This window comes from Larkinella knui, from assembly GCF_003858645.1.
GTDB lineage: Bacteria > Bacteroidota > Bacteroidia > Cytophagales > Spirosomataceae > Larkinella > Larkinella knui.
This window is the reverse complement of the sequence record NZ_RQJP01000002.1, coordinates 320,379-334,202: the sequence shown is the minus strand read 5'-3', so window position 1 is coordinate 334,202 and position 13,824 is coordinate 320,379. Positions and strand designations below refer to the sequence as shown.

At 52.9% G+C, this 13,824-nt stretch carries 12 protein-coding genes; 9 read left to right on the top strand and 3 right to left on the bottom strand.

Features of this window, described 5'->3' with window-relative positions:
* The first annotated feature begins 35 nt into the window (after window positions 1–35).
* Window positions 36–926, top strand: a complete 891-nt coding sequence (locus tag EHT87_RS10345; RefSeq protein WP_124907220.1) for a helix-turn-helix transcriptional regulator — start codon at window positions 36–38, stop codon at window positions 924–926.
* Window positions 927–1,022: 96 nt separating this feature from the next.
* Window positions 1,023–1,370, top strand: coding sequence for a YciI family protein (locus tag EHT87_RS10340; RefSeq protein ID WP_124906555.1), 348 nt, complete (start codon window positions 1,023–1,025; stop codon window positions 1,368–1,370).
* A 25-nt stretch (window positions 1,371–1,395) separates the two neighbouring features.
* On the opposite strand, the gene EHT87_RS10335 is transcribed toward EHT87_RS10340, so the two are convergent.
* Window positions 1,396–1,851 (bottom strand): DUF5655 domain-containing protein, encoded by a 456-nt coding sequence (locus tag EHT87_RS10335; RefSeq protein WP_124906554.1) that lies wholly within the window; start codon window positions 1,849–1,851, stop codon window positions 1,396–1,398.
* Window positions 1,852–1,944: 93 nt separating this feature from the next.
* Between EHT87_RS10335 and EHT87_RS10330 the strand changes: the two genes are divergently transcribed.
* The 5 genes from EHT87_RS10330 to EHT87_RS10310 all read left to right on the top strand — a co-directional run bounded on the left by EHT87_RS10330 (window position 1,945) and on the right by EHT87_RS10310 (window position 7,015).
* The gene (locus tag EHT87_RS10330) at window positions 1,945–2,550 is read left to right on the top strand and encodes an RNA polymerase sigma factor (protein WP_229320980.1); all 606 of its coding nucleotides are present in this window, start codon (window positions 1,945–1,947) and stop codon (window positions 2,548–2,550) included.
* Window positions 2,551–2,554: 4 nt separating this feature from the next.
* Window positions 2,555–2,884: a hypothetical protein gene (locus tag EHT87_RS10325; protein WP_124906553.1), complete on the top strand. Its 330-nt coding sequence runs from the start codon at window positions 2,555–2,557 to the stop codon at window positions 2,882–2,884.
* Entirely contained in the window at window positions 2,877–3,386 is a 510-nt protein-coding gene (locus tag EHT87_RS10320; RefSeq protein WP_185716182.1) for a Spy/CpxP family protein refolding chaperone, read from the top strand. Before EHT87_RS10325 ends, EHT87_RS10320 begins: the two co-directional genes overlap by 8 nt.
* A gap of 76 nt (window positions 3,387–3,462) precedes the next feature.
* A complete protein-coding gene (locus tag EHT87_RS10315; RefSeq protein ID WP_124906551.1) occupies window positions 3,463–3,789 on the top strand; it encodes a hypothetical protein in 327 nt (108 codons plus the stop codon).
* Between the two features lie 160 nt (window positions 3,790–3,949).
* Window positions 3,950–7,015, top strand: a complete 3,066-nt coding sequence (locus EHT87_RS10310; RefSeq protein WP_124906550.1) for an outer membrane beta-barrel protein — start codon at window positions 3,950–3,952, stop codon at window positions 7,013–7,015.
* Between the two features lie 61 nt (window positions 7,016–7,076).
* Here EHT87_RS10310 and EHT87_RS10305 read toward each other — a convergent pair whose 3' ends face one another.
* Window positions 7,077–7,841 (bottom strand): NUDIX hydrolase, encoded by a 765-nt coding sequence (locus tag EHT87_RS10305; protein WP_124906549.1) that lies wholly within the window; start codon window positions 7,839–7,841, stop codon window positions 7,077–7,079.
* Window positions 7,842–8,295: 454 nt separating this feature from the next.
* Here EHT87_RS10305 and EHT87_RS10300 point away from each other — a divergent pair, with 454 nt between their 5' ends.
* Together EHT87_RS10300 and EHT87_RS10295 are read left to right on the top strand one after the other, a co-directional pair.
* Window positions 8,296–10,473, top strand: a complete 2,178-nt coding sequence (locus EHT87_RS10300; protein ID WP_124906548.1) for a hypothetical protein — start codon at window positions 8,296–8,298, stop codon at window positions 10,471–10,473.
* 89 nt (window positions 10,474–10,562) lie between these two features.
* Window positions 10,563–12,218, top strand: coding sequence for a PD40 domain-containing protein (locus EHT87_RS10295; RefSeq protein WP_185716181.1), 1,656 nt, complete (start codon window positions 10,563–10,565; stop codon window positions 12,216–12,218).
* 109 nt (window positions 12,219–12,327) lie between these two features.
* Here EHT87_RS10295 and EHT87_RS10290 read toward each other — a convergent pair whose 3' ends face one another.
* Window positions 12,328–13,800, bottom strand: a complete 1,473-nt coding sequence (locus EHT87_RS10290) for an MFS transporter (RefSeq protein WP_229320978.1) — start codon at window positions 13,798–13,800, stop codon at window positions 12,328–12,330.
* Window positions 13,801–13,824 lie beyond the last annotated feature (24 nt).

The following is a 13,824-nucleotide window of genomic DNA, read 5'->3' as shown; positions in this document are numbered from 1 at the left end:
GGTGGTTGATACTTTTTTAAGCCATGCTAAAAGGAATGAACGGGCCTCAAACCCAGGCTATTGCTCAGTATTCGCTGGAAGAGAGTAGCAGCCTGGCGAGTCGCTATTTCGAGATTCTGGACGTAGAGGGTCAATTCCGACGGCATAAAGCCAACTTTTTGTTGCCCCACCGAAAAGATTATTATTTCTTCTGTCTGGTTCGGCAGGGCAGCAGCCGTCACTGGGTAGACTATGTTCCGTATACGTTACAGGCCAACCGTTTCTATTTTACCGGGCCGCAGCAAATTCAGGTGAAAGAAAAAACGGAACCCCTCAGCGGTATTATGCTCTCGTTTACCGAAGAGTATTTGCAGTTGCAGGAAAATCAGGCCCTGCGTCAGCTGCCCATTCTTGAAAATCCGGAGCAGGGTCATGAACTACGGCTTGAACCGGATCAGGTGCAGTTTCTGGAAGACGTGTTGCGGAAGATGCTTCAGGAGTTTGCCGCCCGGCATGACTGGCGGAACCGCATGTTGCATTCGTATTTGAATGTGCTGTTAATTTACCTGAGCCGTCTGTATACCGGTTCGTTTTCAGGCGGAATCGCCGGGCCTGATCTGGCCTTATTGAAACGATTCCGGGCGGCCATCGACCAGCACTTTCATCGGCTCCATCACGTTGCCGACTACGCCGAGCTGCTCCACTTGACGCCGAATCATCTCACCGACCGCATTAAGCAGCAAAGTGGTAAAACGGCCATCCAGCATATCCATGAGCGTTTGATGCTGGAAGCGAAACGGCAACTTTTTCATACCGACCGGTCTGTTTCGGAAATTGCCTGGCAGTTGGGCTTTGAGGATGCGTCCTATTTTCACCGGTTTTTCAAGCGTTTAGAGGGCAAGACGCCGTCTTTTTTTCGAACGTCCACCCGGGAAATGTACCCATGAAACCCCGGTTTAGTCAGTAGCCTGCTGAGTCGGCAGCCGTACTTTTGTTCTGATGAACCTGGGAAATACCCGGGTTACTAAACAAACTGATTACGGATGAAAACATACCTGGTTTTAATTCGGGAGCCGGACGGACGAACCCTGGTTCCCACGGAAGAAGAGACCCGGCAGCATCAACGGGATGTGAAAACCTGGATCGATCAGGTGAGGGAAAACGGGCATTGGGAAGATGGCAGAGCCCTGACGCTCGTGGGCAAGGTCATACGCCCGACCTCCGCCGGCCGGCAGGTGTCTGAGGGCCCTTATCGGGTACAGGAGCTGGAAATTGTGGGTGGGTACATGCTGCTCAAAGGTCAGGACATGGATGACGTGATTGGCTTGCTGGAAACCTGTCCAATTTTTGACGCGGATTGCTTCATGGAAGTAAGGGAGTTGATGGGATAGCGACCCGGTGCTGGGTTCGCAGGAATCATCCCGGATAACCCAGGGCAGGCAGCCAACAACCAATATTCCTTTTTTTGCGTAAGTAAGCCATTTTCATAAACCGCATCAACTCGTCGGTTAGATCGGCTTTGCTGTAAATCCGGCTGTGGTGATTGTGCAGTTTGGAGTTGGGCAATTGGCCGATCTTATGAAATAAAAACGACTCGGTATACGGCTTGTCGAACTGAAAAAACACGTCGATATAGTCTTTGCCGAGCTGGTTAATGGAACAAAACCGGGTTTGATGGGCCAGCCCAATCCGGGATTTGGCCGGATGGAGCACAAAATCGCCGATGGTTTTGTAGCATTCAATGAACGCGTGAAACCGCTCAACGGTATGCGCGGATTGACCCCGTAGAAAATCATCGACGGTCCGGTCGTTGCACGAATGCCGCTGGTTGGTGTGGCGGAAGGGCTGGTTGCAGCGTGGGCAGGTCCACATCGTATTTCTTTCCGGAGATCTTTTTCGGGCAGTATAGCAAAAAAAACTGCATTATATCCGCAGGTTTCCCCAAATTTCTGCACCTAATTCCAGGTGTTCACCTTTAACGATACCGTCCGTTTGCAGGAGCCTGAATTGATTGCTGCGCTGAAAGCAGGCCATGAGTCGGCTTTTCGGATGCTTGTGGAACAGCATCAGGACAGGGTCTATACCATTGCGCTGGTGATTGTGCGGCACCCCGAAGAAGCCGAGGATATTGCGCAGGAGGTGTTTATTGAAGTCTACCAAACGGTTCATCAATTCCGGGAAGAAGCCAAACTGACGACCTGGCTCTACCGCATCACCACGACGAAAGCCCTGGCCCACCACCGCAAGCGGAAGGCGCAGAAGCGGTTTGCGGTGCTGACCAGTTTGTTCGGCCTGAACAACGAGGTGCTGCACCATCCGCCGGATTTTCACCATCCGGGGGTTTCACTGGAGCAGAAAGAAGAGATGAGCACGTTGTTTAAAGCCGTTGACCGGTTGGCGGATTCGCAGAAGGTAGCGTTTGTTTTGCATTACATCGAAGAACAGAGCCACCGCGAAATTGCGGAGGTTATGCAGGTCAGCGTTTCGGCGGTCGAGTCGCTGCTGCACCGGGCCAAGCAGAATCTGCGGAAACAGCTGGGCCCGTATTACAAGGAAAGAAATAACCCGTGACAGCATGAACAGGAACCAAGAAGATCAACCGTGGGAAGACCGGTTTCGGCAACTGGGCAACATCCGCCCCGCCCAACCGCGCCCTTTCTTTTATACCCGCCTGGAAGCGCGGCTGAAGGCCCGTTTGGAACAGCCGGAACTGGCGGCCCGTTTGCCCTGGTGGCTACAGCGACCGGCCTACGCCCTGGGAACGCTTGGCGTTCTGATTGCCCTCAATGTTTCGGTGGCTATGTGGCAAAACCGACCACCGGCCCCGGAAACTGATCCCGGAACGTACGAAGCGTTTGTGCAGGATTATCAACTGGATCATCAAACCGTTTACGCCGATGAATGACCGCAACCGCCTTCGAATGCTGATCGGGATTATCATTGCGCTGGTTGTACTGAATGCCGGATTGCTGACCTGGATGTGGCTGGGTTCCCAGCGGCATCACCGGGATGGCGATGGTCGATCGTATTTGTCCAAAACACTCGGTTTTTCGGAAGAACAACGGGCGAAATACCGGGCCATGCGCCAGCGCCATTTTCAGACCATCCGTCCTTTGCTGGATTCGATGCGGCAGGAACGCAAACGGTTTTTCGGGCAGGTGAGCGATTCCACCCAAACCGATGCGGTATTGATGCAGCAGGCCCGGCAGATGGGCGAGAAAACCGCCCGGCTGGATGTGCTGACCTTGCGGCATTTTCAGCAGGTAAGCGCCTTGTGTACGCCCGAACAACGGCAGAAACTCCGGCAGGTGCTGGCCGAACGGCCGGGCTACGGCTCGTTTGGCCGGTCGGGCTGGCCCGGAAGCCGCCGGCCTGATTCGAGCCACCGGGACCGTTCTGAAAAATAAATTCTTTTTTCGGGTGCCGCCCGCAGGGTTTGCGATCAATTGACATCTAATGCACTACAACTAAACAGGTACTATCATGAAAAAAGGAATGTTCATTGCCCTGCTACTCGCCGGGATGACGGTTTTCGAAAGCCATGCGCAGAATGGCCAGGGGAGCGGACAGGGCCGTATGCAGGGCATGACGCAGGTCGAAGAAAGTGCTCTGCCAGCACCGGTCATGGCCTATGTCAAAGATAAATACCCCGGGATGACCGTTCGGCGAATCATGAAAGACAAGGAAGATAATTACAACCTGGTTGTGGTGGCCGATACAACCCGGAAAATCGTGGTCTTCGACGCCAAAGGTACTTTCAAAGAAGAAAGAGCTATGCGTGGACGCCGGCCGGGTGGCAATCGCAAATAATTCAAACAATTAGGCGCAACGGGGTGTCTTTAAGGTAATCCCCGGTCGGGATTACACTTCATCAACTTTTCTGTCGATCACAGTCCTTGTCATCACGGTGGAATTCAATTCCATTGTGATGACAAAATTGTGAATCCGCCCATCTTCTCCTTCTGGATCAATGAATGCAAATATTTTACGTCTGTTTCAGTGCTGTTCCGTTCATTTTGGGCGGTATCCGGTTCTGGTGTATCCGGTAGTGGTTTTCCTGCTGACTTCGACAACGTCGCTGTTCGCGCAAACCAACCAGCTTACCGGAAAATTTGTCGATCCCAGAAACGGGGCGCTGGTTGGCGTGCCTATTATTCTGACAGCGCAGCAGGACACGACCCAGAAACAATATACGGTAACGGATACGAGTGGTGTATTTACCTTCCTGAATCTCAATCCGGAAGCATATCGGGTGAAAGCTACCTACCTGGGTTTTCAGGATTACGACCAGGTCATTACCATCACCCAACCCATTCAAAACCTGGGCAATATCACCCTGGCTGAGGATTCCAAAACGCTCAAGGAAGTAGTGGTCAAGGGGCAAATACCGCCCGCTCAGCAGAAAGGCGATACGCTTCAGTTGAACGCCGAAGCTTTTAAGGTAACGCGTGATGCGACAACGGAGGATCTGATCAAAAAAATGCCGGGAATTACCGTCGAAAACGGAACGGTGAAGGCCCAGGGCGAAGACGTGCAGCAAGTGCTGGTGGATGGAAAAATTTTCTTTGGCGACGATCCGAGTATTGCCCTGCGAAATTTGCCGGCCGAAGTGGTCGATAAAATCGAAATCTTCGACCGCCTGAGCGATCAGGCCCAATTTACCGGTTTTAACGACGGGCAGACTTCCAAAACCATCAACATCGTGACGCGCGGTGACCGGCAGAACGGCACCTTTGGCCGGGTTTATGCCGGTTACGGAACCAACGATACGTATTCGGCGGGCGGCAATGTCAACATGTTCAACGGGGCCCGGCGGTTTTCCATCGTCGGTCTGAGCAACAACATCAATCAGCAGAACTTTTCCTCGCAGGATTTAACCGGCGTCGCCAGTAGCGGTGGCGGGGGAGGAGGTGGCGGAGGCCGGGGCGGTGCCGGTGGTGGACGAGGTGGTGCCGGCGGTGGTGGAAACCGGGGTGGAGGAGGTGGCCAGGGTGGCGGAGGTGCCGACAACTTCCTGGTGGGTCAGCAGAGCGGGATCAACAAAACCAATTCCATCGGGCTGAACTTTTCCGACGACTGGGGCAAACACGTCACCATCCGGGGTAGCTATTTTTTCAATAACAGCAACAACAGCAACGCGCAGACGGTTTTTCGCCGGTATACGCTGACCGAAAATGCCAGCCAGAATTACTTCGAAAACAGCCGCACCAGCAGCCATAATTACAACCATCGGCTGGATTTCCGGCTCGAATACACGATCAATTCCAATAATTCACTGCTGATTACGCCCCGGCTGCGGTGGCAAAACAACAACGCATCGAGCAATGTCCAGGGGATTACCTACCTCGCTGGTGACAGTACCTCTGAAAATCCGACGCTGGGTAACAATTTTAATCCCATTCTGCCGCCCGACAGTCTGCTGCTCAACCGATCCAATACGGATTATGCCAACCGAACCCGGGCTTTTAACTTCAGCAACAACATTCTTTTTCGTCACCGGTTTGCCAAACGCGGGCGATCCCTCTCGTTGAATTTCGGCAACCAAATCAGTACCCAAACCAGCAATAATTCACAATTGTCTCTGAATGAATATTTTACGGGCAAAACGCCGGATCAACGCATTCAGCAGCAAACCAACAACAACACGCCGAGCTACCAATATTCGCTCAACGCGGCTTTTACGGAACCGCTGTCGAAACTGAGTCAGCTGCAATTGAATTATACGACGACCTACCGCTACAGTGATGCCACCAAACGGACCAACCGCTACAATCCGGCCACGCAACGCTATGACCAACTGGATTCGTTACTGTCGAATACGTTTCAGAACGATTACCTGACCAACCAGGCGGGTGTGGGCTATAATTACCGGTCGCCCAAAATGGGGTTGAACGTGAATCTGAATTACCAGCGGGCCGATTTGCTCAGCGACCAGATTTTTCCGTTAAACAACGACGTTCGGGCCCATTTCAACAATCTGTTGCCGTCGGGCATGCTGGATATCAAGCTTTCGACGGACAGCCGCATCCGGTTATTTTACCGCACCAATACGCAGGCTCCCGGCGTTACGCAGCTCCAGAACGTACTCGATAACTCGAATCCGCTCTTTCTTACGCTGGGAAATCCGAATTTAAAGCAGTCGTACAGCCACAACGTTTCGGCCCGGTATCAACTCACCAAACCGGTGAAAGGCCGCAGCCTGTTTGTGTTTATCAACATGGGGTCGACCAACAATTACATTGGAAATTCGACGGTAATCAGCAACGGAACCGCCACCTTACCCAACGGCACGATCTTAGGCCAGGGTGTGCAATTGACCCGCCCGGTCAACCTGAGCGGTTTGTGGAATCTCCGCACGTTTGTGACGTACAGCACCCCGCTCAAATTTATCAAAAGCAACATCAGCGTTAATGTCGGGAATAGTTACGGTACGTCGCCGAGTCTGATCAACAACCAGGTTAACAATGCCAACACCATGACCTGGTCGCAGGGGGTCAACCTGAGCAGCAACATCAGCCAGAAACTGGATTTTTTCCTGTCGTATTCGGGTAACTTCAACGATGTGAAATACTCGCTTCAGGCGCAGAATAACAATAAATATTACTTCCAGGTGCTGAGCGGGCGCATTAACTGGATTTTCGGGCCGGGACTGGTCTTACAATCCGATGTTTCGAATCAGAAATATACCGGTTTCAACGGAAGCATCAACCAGCAATATACGCTCTGGAATGCTGCCGTGGGCAAGAAATTCCTGAAAGATCAGCGGGGCGAATTGAAGGTGTCGGTATTTGACTTGTTGAAGCAAAATAACAGCCTGAACGTAACCCAAACGGATACCTACGTTGAAAACAGCCGCGCTCAGGTGTTACAACGGTATTTCATGCTGACGTTCACCTACAACCTGCGCCAGTTTAAAGCAGCCGCATCGCCGGCACGCGGCACCGACCGGCCCGACGGCCAGAACTGGCGCGATGGTGGTGGCGGAGGTGGGCGATTCCCCGGCGGTGGCCGTCCGGGAGGTCCGGGAAATAATTGATGCCTGATCAATCAGGAGGAAAACCGGTTGGGCGATCTTCCCGGCTGCTTGCTGGAAACAGCTACCGATTCGCACTGATTGAGGTATCGTGCGGAGGCCTATTCTGTTTGGGAAAACGGTAGAGGTAAGGTGCTTTGTTGGCAGCACCCGTAAATTTCTTTTCCAGCCGCTCCAGTACGTTTAGCTCCAGAATCCGTTTTGGAAAGTTGTTGGCTGCAAATGATTTCTCCAGAATCGTTTCGTACAGTTCCTGGACCTCTTTCATGGTAAAGGTTTCCGGAAGCAAATGGAAAGCCAGATGCTTGCGATCGAGATCGGCACGCAGGGTTTCGAGAGCTTCATCGACCAGCTCATTATGGTCCATAATCAGCTGGGGTACCGCGTTGATGTCATACCATTCGATCGACGCATCAATTTCGTTTTTCTGCGCAACAACCTGATTTAAATCGACCAGGGCGTAGTAACCAATTCCGATAAACCGTCGGGTAAACCATTCATACTCTCTGCGTTTGACTTGATCGTCTAATGGGTTCGGGTTGAGTTCCATCAGTCGATCCAGAAAATCCCGGCTGTTTCGACCCGCTTTCCCCATGGTTTTGAACGACGCCAGATAGACGTCTTTTATGCCGGTCCGGTCTTCCAGTATTCGCTTGGCGGCTTCGTCGATGTCTTCGTCCTGATACACAAAACCGCTGGGCAACGCCCAGAAATCCCCCTTAAAAATGAGTTTAGGTACAAGTACTTTAAGCTGTTTGTTCTGATACCCGAATATGACACAATGAATGGAGACTTGCTGAATATAGCCTTGTTCACTTAAAATATGCATACGTCTAGCGGAATAGGAATAAAAAGTAATCAAAAAGCAACGGTTTTGCGAACCTGTTGATAAAACTACCAAATTAAGCTACTACAAACCTGCCTGCATTCAGTCGGTGGGAACGATGAGTGCCCCGTTTTCCATAAAGGCCGAAAATGCCAACGCCCATCACCCCAGCCAACGTAACCAGCACCGGGGAGCGTTCGCGTAAGGGGGATCCGCAGGGCCTGAAAAGCCGTTCTCAGTCAAAGGTATAAGGATTAAAAATTATTATTATCTATTTTTTTAGATAATAATAATTTTTCTGCTTTACCTTTACTGAACCTTATACGACACCTGACTTTATAAGTGTCCGGTAATTGTCCACTCAGCGTCGTTTAACGGATGGTGTGCCAGCGTACGGTTGGGAACGTCATCTACATTAAATCGCAGCTTCACAGATAACCTTTAAACAAGCAACCTTATGCGGTTTACCCGGTTTCGCACCATCCTGTTTTGTCTGTTACTCGGCGGGTTTACGACGATGCCGGCTCAGAATAAGCTACCCCAGTTAAGTAGCGAACTGGCTAAAAAGTTTATCACCCAGGATACCTTGTTTAAGGAGCCGTATGTCGATGTGGATGAGTGGCGCGACACGCCCGTTCGCCACCGATATGTACACGGTGGCTTCAAAAACACCAACACCCGGTTTTCCTTCTACTTCCCGCCCAAAGAGCAGTATCAGGGCCGGTTTTTTCAATACATAACTCCGTTTCCGGACAATGAAAGCTTATCGCAGGGTGCCAAAGGCGAGGCTGATAAAATTGGCTTCTCGATCAGCAGCGGAGCCTATTTTATCGAAACGAACGGGGGAGGCCGAGTCGACTTTAGCCGACCAGGCCCTAGCACAAGCCCGTCGATTGGTGCTTACCGGGCCAATGCGGCTTCGGCCCAATACGCACGGGTGGTTGCGATTCAACTGTACGGCGGCAAGCGGCCCTATGGCTATGCGTTTGGCGGGAGTGGGGGCTCGTACCGGACCATCGGCGGAATCGAAAATACCGAAGGCGTGTGGGACGGCGTGGTGCCGTATGTGTCGGGTTCGCCGATGGCTATTCCCAATGTCTTTACCGTGCGGATGCATGCCATGCGGGTGCTCAATGACAAGTTTCCCCAAATCATCGATGCCCTCGAACCGGGGGGTAGCGGTGATATGTATGCCAGTCTGAACGCCGAAGAAAAAGAGGCTCTGCAGGAAGTGACGAATATGGGATTTCCACCGCAATCCTGGTTCGGTTATAAGCGCATGGGAATTCATGGTTTTTTGGTACTGTATCAGGGTGTGGTCGCTTCGGATCGAAAATACTTTGAGGAAGACTTCTGGACTAAGCCCGGCTACCTGGGGGCCAATGCGCCTGCTTCGCTGCGCAAAGCCCGAATTCAGCAAGCGAGCAAAATCAAAGCCGGTATTTCGGTTGATCAGGCGGTGAGTCTGAAATTAACCGCGCCCATGTCGCCCCAGGATCGGGGTACGGCCGATGCAGCCTGGAAAAGCATTGGCGGGGTAGAAGGGGCGATGCCGGTTGCCTTTCAACTCGCCGATGGCTTGCCCGACATTCCCTTTTTAGGCGGTGGTCTGGTCATAAAAACCGGTGCCGCTGCGGGCAAAGTGATCCAGCTCACCAAAATATCCGGTGATAAAGTCGTGGTCGGCCCGGCTGACCCCACTGTGCTCCTGCAGCTAAAGCCGGGCGATGAAGTGGCGGTAGATAATTCCAATTTTCTGGCGGTTCAAACCTACCACCGGCACCAGGTTCCCGGAAAGGAGTACCCGGTGTATGACCAGTTCAGGGATGCCGCCGGGAAACCGATCTATCCGCAACGCCCCCTGCTTTTAGGGCCCCGGTTTACGATAGGCGCGGCTGGCGTGTTGCCCACCGGAACGTTTAAAGGCAAGATGATCATGCTCGAATCCCTCCTGGATCGGGAAGCGTTTGCCTGGCAGGCCGACTGGTACCGGACAAAAGTGCGGGAACATCTGGGCGACAGCACCGATAGCCATTACCGCCTGTGGTTTACTGACCACGCGCTGCACGGCGATATTTCCATGGAAGATGACCCCACCCGTACGGTTGGCTACCTGGGCCTATTGCAGCAGGCGTTACGTGATTTAAGTGCCTGGGTTGAAAAAGGCATTGATCCGGCGGCTACCACCGCGTATAAAATCGTGGATGGTCAGGTGGTCATCCCCCCAACGGCCAACGAGCGCCGGGGCATTCAGCCGGTGGTGGTGGTGAAAGCCAACGGAGGCAAACGGGCGGAGGTGAAGATTGGCCAGCCTGTCACGTTCACGGCTGAGGTGGAGGTGCCCGCCAATCAGGGCAAAGTGGTAGCGGCTGCCTGGAATTTTGAGGGGTTGACCAAAGAAGTTACGCCTGCTGCCGGATGGGATTTTGTCGGGTCCGAGCAGTTTCCGGTTGCCGGGAAGTTCACCCCGGCCGACAAAACCGGCGCTCGGGTAAGGCTGACGACAACGTATACATTCTCCAAACCCGGTACGTACTTTCCATCGTTGCGCGTCGCTTCTCAACGGACTGGTGATGCCAAAACTCCGTATACCCGAATCCAAAACCTGGACCGGGTGCGGGTGGTCGTCAAATAAAGCAGCTATACAGACATCAAAAAATAAATAAAAACGGCATGATAACGCCTAAGTTTTTCGAAGTAAAATGGCCATTCTTATTGGCGGCAATGGCTGTACTGCTACCGTTTTTGAGTTTTTCACAGGACAAAAGCGCACAGGCAGCTATCAATTATTCGCTGATCCCGAAGCTGCCTAAACCGCCCAAACCAGAACCGTTCACGATTTCAACCATTCCGCTCCCCAAAAATGTGGTTGAAAGCGATCTGGTCAATTATCTTCCCGATGGGGAGCACCTTCTTATGGAAGTGCATTTTGTGGGGAAGAAAAAGAGCGATCTCGCCGTCATGAAAGAAGACGGCAGCGAGTTCAATTGCCTGACTTGTGAGTTGAAAGAGGAGATTGGCGATGAAATGCCGGTCCCTTTGCCCGATGGGAAACGGGTGTATACACCCCGCGGAGTTTTAGAGTGTAGCCCGTCGATCGTCAACTGTAAAGAAGCCCGGATCCTTCCATTGGTTTACCCGGCTATTCCGCAGGCCACGATTGTTCGGCGAATTGCCACCAACATGTCGCCCAATGGGGTAAACGTGGCCACCGGGTTGGTCACTACCCGAGGGTATCTGGTACTGGTCAGTGACTTGACGAGAGTGTCGGACGACAAGGGCGATCATTATGAACTGCAACAGGGCAAAGTGGTTGCCAGCAGTCCCAATGAAGCTGATTTTTTAGCGTTCCGACCAAAAATAGACGGGGCTGGCGAAGTGAAAAGTTTTGCTGACGGCGGCCGGTCACTCATTAATCTGGCCCTGTTTGAAAGCAACAACTACGACCTGGCAAAGATTGATCTGACCACTGGCACCCTAACCCGTCTGACCAAACACTTCAGTTACGACGAAGGCACCTATCCGTCACCGGATGGAAAATGGGTCATTTTTCAAACGCACAGGCATATCACCCGAATGGATGCGTTCGGCCTGATTCCCCGGCCGCTTTTTGCCGGACTACCGCAGGCGGCTGGTGTTTCCATGCAGCGAAATGCCGAGTATGAAGGCTATCCCAAGGCCACCCGCTTTTATGGACTCACTATGGTGGATAGTTATGGTGACCGGGCCCGACTACCCGAAGACGGCTATACCGGCGTCAATCTGATGACGGATAAAGACGATGTTACGCTCTATAATCATATGGGAAATTTCGCCTGGCATCCCTCCAGTACCCACGGTATTTTTTGGGAACAAAAAGACCCGAACACCGTGAAGGAAGGAGAAAGAACCGGACGGCTTCGTATGGCCCGGTTTACGGCCAGAAAGCCGACAAAGCCCCTTCCGCCTACGACGCCAGCGATGAACTGGGCCACTGACCTCAAGGACTTTAAATGGACGACTGCCACCTATCCGGAACAGGGCACACTGAAAGGTAAAGTAGCCGGGTATGCTGAAATCAGCACGGTGAAACCAACACCGGGTTCGGCTGATGAACCTCGGCGAGTCATTAAATACGTTGATTTTACGGATGACGGTGTTTACATTTTAAATGGCAGTGAGTCATCGACGTTACGACCTGGTGGGTACGATAAGCCCGTATCCTGGGACGCGGATATAACCGTGAGCGGCAAACATACGGGTTTCCTAAAAGCCAAAGACGTGAAGCTCAGGGTAACCGGTATGTCATCCGGCATCATTCAGGCAGAGCTGGATAAGCACAAAATGGAGGTTGATCTGGCAAAAGGACTACCAACCGGCGTTCCCGGCGAGCTTCGCTAGTTTTTTATACTTAAATAAAACACATGAAGGTGTGTTTGGAGCGGAGCGGTATTGATATAATGCACTATAAATCATAGGGTTATCTGGTTGTTGAAGCCATCGAAAACCGCTAAGGAGTCGTTCCGGCCACGGAAGAACCATCCGGATAAACGGGCTGCGGGGCCGGCGGAGTTACTTCACCGCGTATAAAGGAAATAAAGGCTCCGGTGAGGACTAAACCGGTCATCACCAGATAAACGTAATGCATGCCGAGAAGCTGGGCCTCGACCGATTCGGGCGTTATCGCATGCGCCAGCGCCCAGCGGTTGCGGCTGCTGTACCAAACGGCAGCTGCCATTGCAATGCCCACCACAAAACCCAGGTTACGCATGAAGGCAATCATACTGCTGGCAATACCCCGTTGGGCCAGGGGGGCCGAGTTGAGGGCGCTGCTGCTGTTGGGCGACTGAAATAACCCAAATCCCAGACTAACCAGCGAACTGCGCCAGACGACGTCATGCCAGTCCCAGCTGCTATCCAGAAACGAAAAGGCAAAATACCCGCTGGCCGTAATCAGTAAGCCAATACTGGACAGCCAGCGGGTCTTGACCCGGCTGGAAAGGTAACCGCCCAGGGGCGCAACCAGGCTGAGGGTTAAGGGCCCCGCCAGCAAGATCAATCCGGCCCGTTCGGGCGTGAGCGCCAGGAGTTGTTGCAGAAAAAAAGGAATCACGAACAGGTTGCCTCCCGAAGCGACAAAGCCACAAAAAGCCGCCAGAATAGCCGCCGTAAAGGAGCGGATCCGGAACAGACTCAACTGCAGCATGGGTTCCCGAACCCGCATTTCCCAAAATAGAAAGAGCAGGAGTAAAACCGCTCCGACCGATAGTAACGCGATTACGAGCGGATTGTCCCACCCATACCGGGGTTCCGGACCAAAGTCCAGGCCAGTGAGCAGCGTAATGACACCCGTCAGAAAAAGCCCGGCACCCACCAGATCGAAGCGCTGACCGGGCGCTTTCGGACTATCCGGCAGGATAGTCCAGGCCCGCCAGATGGCGAGTAAGCCGATCGGTACGTTTACAAAAAAGATGCTTGACCACCCGAACTTGCCCAGCAGAAAACCGCCGATAACCGGCCCCGCACTGGAACCTGCGGCCACGATGGAACCCATCAGGCCCATCGCCTGTCCGCGTTCCTGCGGGGCAAAGGTATCGCCGATAATGGCCGGGCCAACGGCAAAAATCATGGATGCGCCCAGGCCCTGAAGCACCCGAAACCCTACCAGCGACCAGAGATTCCACGCCAGTCCACACAGCAGCGACCCCAGCACAAACACACAAAAACCGGTGATATAAAGCTGCCGGCGGCCCACCCAATCGGACACTTTTCCCATGATGAGAAGAGTACTGGTGGTGGTCAGCAGGTAACACAGCACAATCCACTCGACACGGTCGCCCGCGCCCAACTGGCGCCGGATGGTGGGCAGGGCAATGTTGACGATGCTGCTGTCGAGGGTCGACATGAACGTACCGAACATGATGGTGCCCAGTATGATCCATTTATTGGGGGAAGACGAAACCGCAGATGGTGTTGATGACACAGGCAAACGAAATTATTCAGGGAA

Excerpts from the sequence above, each read along its gene's own strand:
- EHT87_RS10345 (WP_124907220.1), top strand. The coding sequence starts at position 36 with ATGAACGGGCCTCAAACCCAGGCTATTGCTCAGTATTCGCTGGAAGAG.
- EHT87_RS10340 (WP_124906555.1), top strand. The coding sequence starts at position 1,023 with ATGAAAACATACCTGGTTTTAATTCGGGAGCCGGACGGACGAACCCTG.
- EHT87_RS10335 (WP_124906554.1), bottom strand. The coding sequence starts at position 1,851 with ATGTGGACCTGCCCACGCTGCAACCAGCCCTTCCGCCACACCAACCAG.
- EHT87_RS10325 (WP_124906553.1), top strand. The coding sequence starts at position 2,555 with ATGAACAGGAACCAAGAAGATCAACCGTGGGAAGACCGGTTTCGGCAA.
- EHT87_RS10320 (WP_185716182.1), top strand. The coding sequence starts at position 2,877 with ATGAATGACCGCAACCGCCTTCGAATGCTGATCGGGATTATCATTGCG.
- EHT87_RS10315 (WP_124906551.1), top strand. The coding sequence starts at position 3,463 with ATGAAAAAAGGAATGTTCATTGCCCTGCTACTCGCCGGGATGACGGTT.
- EHT87_RS10310 (WP_124906550.1), top strand. The coding sequence starts at position 3,950 with ATGAATGCAAATATTTTACGTCTGTTTCAGTGCTGTTCCGTTCATTTT.
- EHT87_RS10305 (WP_124906549.1), bottom strand. The coding sequence starts at position 7,841 with ATGCATATTTTAAGTGAACAAGGCTATATTCAGCAAGTCTCCATTCAT.
- EHT87_RS10300 (WP_124906548.1), top strand. The coding sequence starts at position 8,296 with ATGCGGTTTACCCGGTTTCGCACCATCCTGTTTTGTCTGTTACTCGGC.
- EHT87_RS10295 (WP_185716181.1), top strand. The coding sequence starts at position 10,563 with ATGGCTGTACTGCTACCGTTTTTGAGTTTTTCACAGGACAAAAGCGCA.